Source organism: Providencia sp. PROV174, from assembly GCF_028480685.1.
GTDB lineage: Bacteria > Pseudomonadota > Gammaproteobacteria > Enterobacterales > Enterobacteriaceae > Providencia > Providencia rettgeri.
Genome location: NZ_JAMPOT010000008.1, coordinates 144,629 through 157,205 on the forward strand (window position 1 = coordinate 144,629; position 12,577 = coordinate 157,205).

At 41.1% G+C, this 12,577-nt stretch carries 7 protein-coding genes; 2 read left to right on the plus strand and 5 right to left on the minus strand.

Annotated elements, in window-relative coordinates; all coding sequences use genetic code 11:
- Positions 1-35: 35 nt before the first annotated feature.
- From PSE60_RS06455 to PSE60_RS06475, 5 genes are all read right to left on the minus strand, one after another.
- Positions 36-2,078, minus strand: coding sequence for an SWIM zinc finger family protein (locus PSE60_RS06455; RefSeq protein WP_272664884.1), 2,043 nt, complete (start codon positions 2,076-2,078; stop codon positions 36-38).
- Positions 2,075-3,229: a VWA domain-containing protein gene (locus tag PSE60_RS06460; RefSeq protein WP_272664885.1), complete on the minus strand. Its 1,155-nt coding sequence runs from the start codon at positions 3,227-3,229 to the stop codon at positions 2,075-2,077. The genes PSE60_RS06455 and PSE60_RS06460 overlap by 4 nt, the downstream gene beginning before the upstream one ends.
- Positions 3,229-5,775, minus strand: a complete 2,547-nt coding sequence (locus PSE60_RS06465) for a DUF5682 family protein (RefSeq protein WP_272664886.1) — start codon at positions 5,773-5,775, stop codon at positions 3,229-3,231. The genes PSE60_RS06460 and PSE60_RS06465 overlap by 1 nt, the downstream gene beginning before the upstream one ends.
- Before the next feature lie 106 nt (positions 5,776-5,881).
- Positions 5,882-6,991, minus strand: coding sequence for an ATP-binding protein (locus PSE60_RS06470; RefSeq protein ID WP_272664887.1), 1,110 nt, complete (start codon positions 6,989-6,991; stop codon positions 5,882-5,884).
- A gap of 24 nt (positions 6,992-7,015) precedes the next feature.
- The gene (locus tag PSE60_RS06475; protein WP_272664888.1) at positions 7,016-10,750 is read right to left on the minus strand and encodes a DUF4132 domain-containing protein; all 3,735 of its coding nucleotides are present in this window, start codon (positions 10,748-10,750) and stop codon (positions 7,016-7,018) included.
- Positions 10,751-11,110: 360 nt separating this feature from the next.
- Here PSE60_RS06475 and PSE60_RS06480 point away from each other — a divergent pair, with 360 nt between their 5' ends.
- Positions 11,111-11,500 carry a RidA family protein gene (locus PSE60_RS06480; RefSeq protein WP_272664889.1) on the plus strand — a complete coding sequence of 130 codons (390 nt, stop codon included), beginning with the start codon at positions 11,111-11,113 and terminating at the stop codon, positions 11,498-11,500.
- A 27-nt stretch (positions 11,501-11,527) separates the two neighbouring features.
- Positions 11,528-12,493, plus strand: a complete 966-nt coding sequence (locus PSE60_RS06485; protein WP_222959651.1) for a threo-3-hydroxy-L-aspartate ammonia-lyase — start codon at positions 11,528-11,530, stop codon at positions 12,491-12,493.
- Positions 12,494-12,577 lie beyond the last annotated feature (84 nt).

Sequence of the window (12,577 nt, forward strand, 5' to 3'; positions counted from 1 at the left end):
GTTGAACATAACATGGGGGAATACCTCCCCTCATGTTATTGGCTAAATTGAAAAGGTAATGGCATTTGTAACCGTTCAAAATGGCTACATAAATAGACTAACTGTAAAAGTAATTGGGGTTGTATGGCGCCAGAAGCCACCAAAGGTTTGAACTGATTAGCCAACCAAAGCGCCCCCAAATCCTCAAGTGTTCTAATAACATACGCTATTTCATCTTGTTGAGTCTGAGACAAGCGTTGCCTTCCTGTACACGCTTGTGTTTCTAATACTGAAAGTATCGGCCGAACAAGCTGACTAGCCAACGTTAATTCAGGCACAAAAACTTGGTTTTTTTGCTGTTTTTTCGCCATATATTCGATGATTTTATTAAAAAAACCTGAACGTTGTTTCTTACGCGGTGTACTTTCAAAGTCTAAATAGAACAGCTCAATACCATGTTCTTTTTTTAACCATAATGTTTTGGGTATTAACTGAACCATCTCTTGTGAGTGGCTCACCTGTACCGTCACAGCACAAATTGGCCATTGCTGCTTTGTAATAAAACGCAATTCTTCAATTTTATGGTCATCACTTCCTTGCCAATTTAGCCGTAAAAACGCCCGGTTTTTTTGTGAATCAATCACCGTCCACAATACACATTGTTCTGTTTCATCCCAATAGAGCGGTTCATAATCAGTAATATGCAATAAAATGGGCGAAAAACTATTCTCTTGTATAAATGTCGGTAATTCGTTAGCCGCTGATTGCCAGTCGGTATAACCGAATTCAGCTTTGATATTAAGGTAATCATCGGTTGTTAACCCCTTATCTTTGCCGCTAACTGCATAGCTTTCACCGCTGGCTGATATTTTCCCTTCCTCTGATAACCTTGGTGAATGCAATTTAAAGGGGCTTTTCATCAAACTTTCTGCGGTGTGTTTCCATAACGCCAAGGTTTGCCAAACATTTTGCCGGTTAAACGTCGGGTCAAGGCTATTTCCACGCCCCTGTGTACATTGAATAATTTTTTTATTTTGTTGATCCCAAAAACTCAATGTAGCACCGATCGCACCGCTATCTGTTTTCCACCAGTTCGCATCGATAGGCAACAAATCAAACTCTATGGGTTGGTCGGTATACTGCCGTCTTTGTAACCCTTTGAGTACAATAAGCTGATGTTCATTGGCTGTTGATAATTGATGCATATAAGCAGATATTTCAGCAATTAACCGTAAAACTTGCCCTTCATCCATCGTAAAATGTTTGTCGGCTAGGCGCTTAACTTGCTGGCTAAGGCGTTTCATATAATTGGCTAAGCGAGGCAGCCCTTCCGCACGTGCTGACATATTCAGTAATTGCAACTGGCTAGCACTGCTTTGGCTAATATGCGATAGCCCTTGTCGTAACATATCCTGAATGAATTGGTCGACTGAACCCATCACCATTTTGTCATCTTGGGTAAGCTCTTGTTGATGAGTTTGACCTACGCTTATCTCCTCTGGCCATTGCCATTGTTGGCCATGCTGAAGCATTAATTTTGCAATAATAGCGAGATGAACTGCATTTTTTTGTTTTTCAGGTATTGATGAAATCATGCCCTGCAAACCGCTACCTCGCATATAAATAATTGGCTCATCATATTCTGGTAGGCCAATTTTTAATTGGTTAGATTGTGCTTCATAAACCAGTTCTTTATCTTGCCATTGCTGCATAAATTTCAACGCTAAACGAACATCAGGTTTCGATGTTTGTTTGATTAGGTCTTCTGGTAATAATGCTAATAATTCACTTAATACCGTTTCACTGACTAGCGGCTCTGCTGAAGTCATTTCTGCGGCTGTATTCGATTGAACCCACAAAACTGCTGCCAAAATGTGTTTACAACATCCCGTTGCTGGACAATCGCAAGTGGCTTTTTGGATCCCTTGCGCATCTAAAGAAACACATTGCCCATCACTCGTGAATGTTCCAAGGTCTAAGTCCGTTGGATTAACCTTTTGGTTTTCAACGTCTTTGCGTGCGCGCCTGAGTAACCCCACATTCGCAAATACGACTAACGCGTCGTCGTCATACTGTAGGTAACTGTTTTTCCAACTCATTGCATGACCTCTGCTAACCATTGCGCAAAATGTTCCGGTGTTAATGCCGCAACATGCATCCCTCTATCTGCGAGTTTTTGGGCAATTTCAGGGTCATAAACAGGGAGTGCCTCGTCATCCAACGCAGCTAAACCTAATAATTTCACTTGTTGGCTATGCAAACGCTGTGTGCAATTGAGTAAATGATTCAGCGCGCCACCCTCTTCAAAATCACTAATTAAGCTAATCACGGTACGTTTTGGGTTACGTATTAAGCTTTCGCAATATTGCATGGCTTTAGCGATATCTGTTCCGCCACCCAGTTGTACGGTCATTAACACTTCAACGGGATCATGCGCAAGATGGCTTAAATCTACCACTTGAGTATCAAAAATCACTAAAGAGACGCGCACTGTCGGCAATGCTGCCAATATACTCGCACACACAGCGGCATACATAATAGAGCTCGCCATTGAGCCACTTTGGTCCACACACAAGATCACATCCCACGGTAAATGCTGTTGCTGACGAGAATTAAAATGAGGTGTTTTGATAACTAACCGTTGATTTTGCTTATCGTAATTCTTCAAATTGGCAGCGATAGTCCCTCGCCAATCAAAATTACGACTATTTGGGATCAGTGAACGTTGAAAACGGTTACGCCGCCCTGTTAATGCGTGACGAAATTGGTTACGCATTTGACTTAAAATATCATCAACCACTTTACGTATAATATTTTTAACAGCATCACGGGTTTCTTCATTCATTTTCCCACGTAAGCTTAACAAGGCTTTTGCGAGGGATTTTGTCGGTTCCATGGCATTGAGCGCCTGCGGATCCTTTAGTAAGCTACTGATCTCATAACGTTCTAACGCTTGGGATTGCATCCGCTCAAAGGTACTATTAGGAAATAATTTACGTGCTTGATTTAACCAGTTAACCGCCGTTAATTGGGAAGCATCTAAGGAGCCGTGGCGCCCAGCTTCTTGTTTTAAACCTCGACGTTGGTATTCTCGGCGATATAAAAAATCCAAAGAACGTTCTATTTTCAACTCTTCAGCACTAAAGGTGGCTTGGCCCAGTGCGTTATCAGCATATTGCCCGAGTACTAAGCGCCAGCGCTTAGCCAATTGAAGTTGTTCAGGGGTTAATGTCGTATTTTTATGACTCATTATTTGTCATCCTGAGCACGCGCAAACCAATCCTGTAACCCTAGTTCAATCAGCTGGCTCTGTAATTGTTGTTCGAGTTGAATCACTTCCATCATCTGTTGTTCATTAAATTCTGTTTGGTGCAATGTGAGTTCTTTTGCCTCAATCGCCAAGTCTTGTGCCACATATTGTGCCATTTGTGCATTTTGTTTAGGCGTTAACTGGCTAAACGCAAACCGTAAATCAGGTAACACCTGAATAAAACGCCCTTCATCCCATTCACTAAGCAACTGATTTAACATATCAATTAATAATGGTATTCGTAAGACTAACTCTGGTGCGGTTCGCATCACACCGATAAAATAGCCAATTGCCATTTCAGGATCACTGCCTGTGCTGAACGCGCGCCTAATTTCATCTGTCAGGACGGTTTCATCAATTTTCGCCCCAAGGTAACGCAAAGCATCCACTGCGCCTTTTAAAAGAGGTGTCTGGTTTAACTGACCTTCACAACGGTCTAATGCCTGATAAAAATCATTGGTGTAGTCATGGTTTTTATTAATTTCAGGCATAAAAGTGATTAATTCACGGCAAGAAAGTAATGCTGAAAAATGCAGCTCTTGCTGCTGTTCATCCCCTTGTGTAATTTGTGCAAAACAATAAAATGCTTGTTGTAATAAGGCATCTAAACGCGCCTCAATAGCAAAACCATCTTCAATATCAAAGAATTGGCGCCCACGCCATAGATGAACCAGTTTATGGCCACAAGCAATCAATGATTCAAACTTTGTATCCTGCTGAATATAACCATCCAACAAAGAAAATAATGCGGGCGTCCGTTGATGTAACCCAATTAATGCGGCTTGCATAAGGAGTGCAACTGCACTTTGGCTAGAGCGACTAATCCCTTGTTGTTCTAAGTTTTTTTCCATTTCAAACAAACGGGCTAACGCGATAGCTTTTAATTGCGTTCCTTTTTCCGATAATGCAATCAATTCCCCTTCAACATTGGGCGTCCACGCGTATTGCCATTCTTCAAATAATAAATCCATTTGGTTACCAGACAAAAAGTTTGGCCCAGACAGAAGCTTAGCAAAATGGATATCAAGAAATGCTAATAAATGCAGAAATCGGCTGCGCGCACGATGTTGTTGGTTACGATAAACATCTAAGCGGCTCACCTTAGTTAATGTGTCATCAAGTTTGAAACGAAAGCTTTTTGCTATTTCATAAGTTTCAGTGACTAACGGAGGTGTTGCTGTCCCTTTGGGAATTTTTCCGAGTAAAAAGCCGGAAAAACAGGTTTTTATTTCCTGCCAAAGTTCAATTTGGCTTTCATCTAAGCTACCTTTGATAAAAACGCTTTGTAACCCATCCAACAGATCATAACGCCCAGGGCCTGCATGCCCACGAAAGACGGCAAGGCGAATGCTTTGCTCTGCAGCAAGTTTAACCGATAAAAACCCAGGAGCCGCTTCAAATTGCTTTTCACGTAAGACATTCGCAACTTTAGAAAGATAGGCAACACCTAAACGGTTCCGATAAGCTTGCGTAGGCTGGCTATCGCCTGTCAACTGCGCTTGGCGCTGCTGCAATAATGACAACCATGATTGTTGGTAAAATGCAGGTGATGGCATTCCAGATGCATAACCATTTAATGCATCGAGTTTGTCATAGCTATAGCGAATAAACCAAGCTTTGTCTTGTTCGCCCAATTTTTGTTGTTGAATAAACGTTTTTTGTTGTGCCGCAGAAAGCTTAAATTGTTGATTGCGAGCCTCTTCTAACCCTTCAAGAAGTGCAAGGGTATGGAATCCTCCCGTCACCACCACAATTTTAGCTTGTGGGTGCTGGGCTTTAATAGTCTGGATATGTGCTTGCATATAGTGTTCACGCTGAATGGAGCCTTCTGATTCAAGGACTTGGGGCTCATAATCAAGTCGTGCCAATCCACACCAAATAAAGCTATCCATGAAAAATGTCTGCCAATCCGCGAGTTGTTCAATCGCCCGCAATTCAAAAATTTGTTCCCATAATTCATCATGGTCACGGCAGCCACTTTTCTTCGCAAGCTGGCTAATAAATAGGCTATGGGCTAAGTAGCGCTCTTTCTGCAAACTTTGAGATTGCAAATCATTGGCTTCGTCTTCATTAACTTGCGCTGTCCATGGTAAGTCAATGAAACGCAACTGGGCTTGGTGTTGCTGGCCGATTTGTAATGCCTGCCATTCAGGGGAATATTCACAGAAAGGAAAATAAGCAGATCGAGTGACAGTGTCACTTTTATCTTCTACCTGTGCGGGTTTTACTTCTGTTTGTGCCATAATAGCGACAGGTGGCTGGGTATCATGATGTAATAAGCTCGCCAGTAGCCCATTAAAACTATCGGGCCCCTCGATTAAAACATAGTCAGGTTCGATGTGTTCAATCAACGACAACGTGCTGTATGCACATGCAGGACTATGATGCCGAATAGGTGCAAAGTAGATACCGGCTGATTCAAGTTGTTGCCTGTCGTGTAATGCATTTTCAATGCGTTTTGGTAAAGGTATAGATAGCAAGCTCACCGCTGATTTCCCTAAGGGTTATTCGTCTTGAATGGCCTTGTACTGATTCAGTCATCATGACGAAGGGTTGGTTGAACCATAGTGGCTCTACCCTTGTTATGAAAATTTATTGCCAATATGCCCTCGAAGCATCAAAAAAGGCTTTCCACTCTTGGCTATGTTTCGCCCTTTCTCTCGCGACATTATCAATGTAATAACACATCCGTTTGATATCGTCTGCGTTATCTTTTAAAACCACGCCAATAAGCTGGCGTGCAACTGCTCCTGCATTGAGTGTGCCATCACCTAAGTAATGGGCTTCAAGTGCACATGCATAAGCAATATTAACGGCTTCAGCTGTCGACATCACCGCGTCTGGCGTTTTAATATTGCCCCCATCTTTGGTATTTCCTGAACGCAATTCTTGGAACGTGGTAACTAACAGCTCGATCACGTTGCTTGGGATAGTTACTTGGCCATTGAGGTCAGCTAACTCTGCGGTTAATTGCTTATTGATCAGCTCAATTTCAAATGCGGGATCTTGGATAGGCCGTACCGTTTCAAAATTAAATCGACGTTTTAACGCTGATGACATTTCATGAACGCCGCGATCACGCAAGTTTGCTGTACCAATTAAGTTAAACCCTTGCTTCGCGCTGATCCGTGCATTGTCTTTCATTTCAGGGATCATCATTTGCTTTTCTGACATCAAACTAACCAGTACATCTTGAATTTCAGGGGGACAGCGCGTGATCTCTTCAAAACGCACAATTTTACCTTCTTGCATACCTTGATATAATGGCGAGCTAACCAGTGCTTTCTCTGTCGGGCCTTCAGCGAGTAGCAATGCATAATTCCATGAATATTTAATATGATCTTCAGTTGTACCTGCGGTTCCTTGAATGGTTAAACCTGAATCACCACTAATTGCAGCAGCTAATAACTCCGATAACATGGATTTTGCCGTCCCAGGCTCCCCGACTAACATTAACCCTTGTTTACCTAATAACGTCACAATTGCACGGTCAACTAAAGCATCATCACCGAAAAATTTTGCAGAAATATTGAGTGATTCATCACCTAAGATAAATTGCCTAACAACACGAGGTGAGCGCAACCACCCTTGTGGTTTCGGGTTCTGTTTATCCGCTTCGGTTAAACGTGCCAATTCATCGGCAAAACGAATTTCTGCGCTTTCACGCAGAATATTCCCTTCTGTTGTTTTATTTTTAGTCATTCTAAAATCCTACGTTAAACCCACTTACCAAGGTGTTTTCTTTTCCCACTCGGGATCAAAACCTGCACACGCATCCGCAACTTTTAAATAATCCGCATAGCTTTCAGCTAATAAGATAGGTGGGATATCTTTTAACTCGATATAGCTGCGGTTCCATGAGCTTTGTTGTGATTTTTCAAAGCTTAATGAAAACAAGACCGCTGGGATATTTTCCTCTGGCACATAGCTGCCACTAAATTCGATATAGACATAAAAACCTAAACTGGCGAAGTGTTTTGCATAATGGGTAAAACTCCCACCATCTTCTGCTTGCCCGCGTTGGTAACCCATTTTTGTCAAGACGCCACGCAAGGTATAGGTGTCGGTTAACCACCCTTTACGATCTTCAATTTCAGTTAATTTCAGATCCAGATCAGGGATTTTATGTTCCATTTGTGAAAATAAAAATTTCACTTTGTAATCTTTAAAGTGCGTTATCCACGCTTTTCGCTCATCTTCATTGACCAATGCAGCATGGGCTAATTTGATGTAAGAGTCAGCAGATAACGTCACTTCGTCATCATCTAAATTTAATAAACTGCCATCATCCGATGGACGAAATACATTCAGGGTATTGTTCTCTTTCGTTTCTATCCAAACTAATTTTTCGATAAGGCCACGCATCACCGGGTGCGCTTGGATATATTCCTGCCAATCTGCGGTTGTCCAAAGGCGCTCTGCACACATCGCTTCATATAAACGTGCCGTTTGCAGTTCAATGACTTGCTTGAGTTCTTTTTTACTCGCAGTGAAGAGCTTTTTAGATTCTTTAGCCAATTCTTCATTGTCGGTTTTACGTGCAGCGGGTAATGCCTTGATTTCTTTGCCTTCGGGATTAAATAAAACTAATTTTTGCTGTGCGTCCAGCTTCGCAGTAAACGTACGGTCACCGTATTCAAGTGCCAAAATACCTGTTTCATCCATTCCGGCAGTCGGTATTGTTCTGTCTGCAAGTTCATCCGCGCTCCAACTATTACGTTCAGCAATTTGAGCAACAAGTCCGCGCGCTTTTTCTTGAACTGACGCGGTACGATAACGGCGAGAAAGAGACAACAGTAATTGAATGATGAGAGGGTCATTACTTGTCGCCACTGCATCAATCATGGCTTCAATTTGTGCGCGACGTTGGTAATGATCACGCATATAGTTGCGCAATGTGGTTACGGCAAGGTGCCCTTCAATACCACAAATCAGCGCTAACATCCCTTTATCACTAATGGCGGAACCTAAATAGCGGCGCAGAACTTCATTTTTTATCTCATTAAACGTCTGTTCTAAAGTATAGTTTTCATACTGACTATAATATTCAGGCCAGCGTTTAACCCAATCTTGATAATTAGCTAAGCGTTTTGGAGCATCACGTTCTGCTTCTGCCATTGCCATTTCTAATGACGGCCCAGCAATATCTTGTCCGATAAAACTATTTAAAATAAAACTGCCTAATTTCTTTTGGCTATCTATCGAAAGTAAACCAATATAACGTTGAAGTAACCCATTACCGGCTGGCATTTTTAATTTAACGGCCAGAATTACCCACCAGCGAATAATATCTGTTTCTACGGGTTTATTATTTTGCCAAGTTAATGCCGGCAAAGAATCGAGATTAAACCATGCCATACTGGCAGGCGCTTTCGCTTTTAGCCCTTTTTGCGCTTCAGCTAATAACACTTTAGGCGCAAGATAGCCGGAAATATCCTCCCCAAATTGTTCCAGTGCAGTTAACAAGGCCGCCCGTACAACTTCCCGTTTTTCTTTCTTTAATAAGGCATAGAGTGGTTTTAATGACTCTGAATTTTTCAAACGAGCCAACCATTCAATGGCGGTGACACGAATTTCTTGTTTGCCTGAATCTAACCCTTCTGCCGCGTTAAGGTGAATATTCGGTAATGTCTCTAGTAGTTTTTGCGCACTCAGACGATGGGTTTTATTTTCCCCAAGAGCCAACTCCATAATACGTGGAATAAAACGCGCTGGAATGGTCGGCAACATTGCAAGGACATCAATTCCACTCGCCGCATCATATTCTTGATAATAACGCTGCGTTTCTTGTTGAGGAATTAAACCTAATGCTTCTGCAATAAAATCTGGATATTGAATGAAAAACGGCCAAACTTGTGCTGGCTGGTTAAAAATAGCTAACCCATTAGCATATGAACGTAAACAAAGGTCTGCAATCAACCGTGTTGCATTTTTAAAATGACATTGTGTTAACGTTTTTTCTAGCTGGCGCAATTCAATTTGCCCAAGAATTCGCGGTGGAACTTCCCGTGTAAGATGATAATGGGATAAGTGTTCTTCATTTGTTCGGTTATGGCTGATAAGACGTAATGCATGGAATAAGGTATATTCGGGCAAGTTAGTAATACGTTCTTTAAATTTCACCACGCTATATTCATGATCAGTAATAATTTCCTTACCTGAATTCAGCTTATCAATCACCTTACAGCAGGCTTGCTCATTGAGTTTTTGGAATTCTTTATAATGTCGTTGTGCCCAATTGTAGCTGTGCTTCTGTTTTTTGTTTTCTTCAATTTCACTCTCTGCATTTTCCTTTGCCTTTTGCAGCATTTCATTGAAATTATTAACTAAAATATCTTTTGCACTTTCAGGCAGTGGTGTATCTTCTAGTTCAACGAACTCAGGCAACTCAGCCTCTTCAACTTGGCTGGCTGTATCCATTACTGAGAATCTCGAAATTGCACTTTCAATACTTTTCAGTACGGTTTTATTGGTTTCAGTTGTCAATGCCGCTGCTAATATCTCTCTGTGTTCGCCTATACGGGCAAACAAATCCGCAGCTTGGGTACGCTGTTTTGGCGTACCTCCTGTTAAAATTTGTGTTAAATGTTGTGTTACCGATTGTGCAGGTAAAATTGCCATTGTGGGTTCCGCGGCTGCACGCACTGTTTTTAACGAACTAGTAGCAAAAGAAACTAATACATCAGCAAAAAGCGTATAAAGCTCAACGTCTTTCTTCAGTGTATTGATTAACTGTATTTGCCCTGCAGCAGATAAATTATTCGCTAACGTCTGCTTAATAAACGCTTGTTCTGCAATTAAATACGCTTTGAATCCTGGAATGACAAATAACCGATTTAAGTTATCATAATGGTAATCAGATAAATGATGGCGATCGAAAATGATATATAAAATAGTGTTAGCTGGTTTATCTGTCTCTTGTTCGATGATTTCCGTTAGTAGGTCAAAATGCCAATGTTTACGGTGTTCTAACTTAGTATCCCGCGAATTATCATAGGTTTTTGCAAATGCATCACCCATTAAATAACTTACCCACGACGGTAATTCAGGCGTTAATACTTTGATGTTAATATCTTGGCATGCCGCCGCTAAAACTTTAGCAAAACGGGCAATTTGTGATGAAGTAATCCCATCGCCCACTTTCGAATATAGTTTATGTCTTGCATTTGCCCCTTGGCGAATTAATTTATTATATTGGCTCGAATTAAAGCTATTCCCTCCCCACCACCAATCTACGGTGCCGGGTTTATCGAGCAAAATAACCGCTTTTTCGGTATCCAATTGGCTTAATTGAACCAATACTTCTGGCGATTTTCCATTTAATACATACTCTAAAACGGTTTTAGGTAGTTCTTCATCTAAGACAGACAAAGGTAAAAGCGCTTCTTGTAAATATTGTTCTGCAACGGGTGATTCTTTTTTCCCAAAAATTGAAAGAAGATTAAATGTGAACTTTGCCATCTGATATCCCTAAAAGTATTTATATAACAACTTCTTATCATTTTAATGATATCGTCACAATTTGATTATTCTTAATCATTTTTAATTAAGATATATCATTAAACCTGTCTTGCGATTTTAAATTCTGCCTATAGGGATATAGCTATAGGTTTACTCTTTATAATTAACCTTTACCCAATGAATTATTTAATTAACTGCCTTATACCTCTATTTTTCTTTTTATTATGTTGACGATAATTCTGATAACAGTTTATTGCTATTTACATCAAATTTATTCGCGAAGAAAAACGTTGACCAAACGTTAAGTCTAATATTAGACTAAAAATCTAACTAACGTATTTTGTGCATGGTGAGGTAGATATGAATCAACTTATTGAATGTGTGAATGCACCGACACTCATTGCTCCAAAAGGGCATTATTCACACTGTGTTACTGCAAATGGATTGGTTTTTATCTCAGGGCAATTACCCGTTGATAAGTTTGGCAATGCGATGACTGACGTAGCATTCCAAGAGCAAGCCACACTTGTGCTTGCTAATTTACAAGCATGCTTAGATGCCGTTAATTGTAGCAAAGCGCATTTGGTTCAAGTTCGAGTTTATATAACAAATATGGAAAATTGGCCGTTGTTTAACCAGATTTATGCTAAGTGGATAGGCGATCACCGCCCGGCCCGTGCTGTCGCTGGCGTTGCTGAACTTCATTTTGGTGCAGCATTAGAAATTGAAGCCGTTGCGATATCTGCTTAATTACTTATTATTCATTGGGGTTATATCATGTCAGAATTAATATTACCGACCTATCAAGATGTAGAAGCAGCAGCACAACGTATTGCGGGTTTTGCACATAAAACCCCTGTTCTCACATCAACCACCGCAAATAAAGAATTTGGGGGCGAACTGTTTTTTAAATGTGAAAACTTTCAGCGTATGGGGGCGTTTAAATTCCGAGGAGCCTTTAATGCGTTGAGTTTGTTAAGCTCCGAACAGAAAAAAGCGGGCGTTATTGCATTTTCTTCCGGTAACCATGCGCAAGGTATCGCTTTAGCGGCACAACTTTTACACATTCCAGCCACCATTCTTATGCCCAATGATGCACCTGCGGTGAAAGTGGCTGCTACACAAGGTTACGGTGCCACCGTTATCCGTTTTGATCGCTATAAAGAAGACAGAGAAGTGCTTTGTCAACAACTCGCTACTCAACAAGGGTTAACGATTATTCCTCCTTATGACCACCCTGATATCATCGCTGGCCAAGGTACCGCAGCCAAAGAACTGATTGAAGAAGTGGGTGAATTGGATGCCCTATTTGTTTGCTTAGGTGGCGGAGGCCTACTTTCAGGGTGTGCCATTGCAACCAGAAAATTATCACCTAACTGCCAAATTTATGGGGTTGAACCTTTAGCCGGCAATGATGCGCAACAATCATTTCGTCGAGGGGAAATTGTGCACATTGATACGCCAAAAACCATCGCAGACGGTGCGCAAACCCAACATTTAGGTAACTACACCTTTGCTGTTATCAAAAACAAGGTTGATGATATTTTCACTGTAACCGATGAACAACTTATTGATCGCATGAAATTTTATGCTGAACGCATGAAAATTATCGTTGAGCCGACAGGTTGCTTGTCCTATGCTGCTGCCCTTGCCCACAAAGAACAGTTTCAAGGTAAGCGTGTGGGGATCATTGTCAGCGGTGGTAATGTTGATATTCAGCACTTTGCACAATTAGTTTCATAAGTAACTAGTTTTATAAAGAATTAGTTTCACAGTGATCACCGCCCTTCATCTGTTAGCAATACTAAAAATAGGTTAAAATTAGGG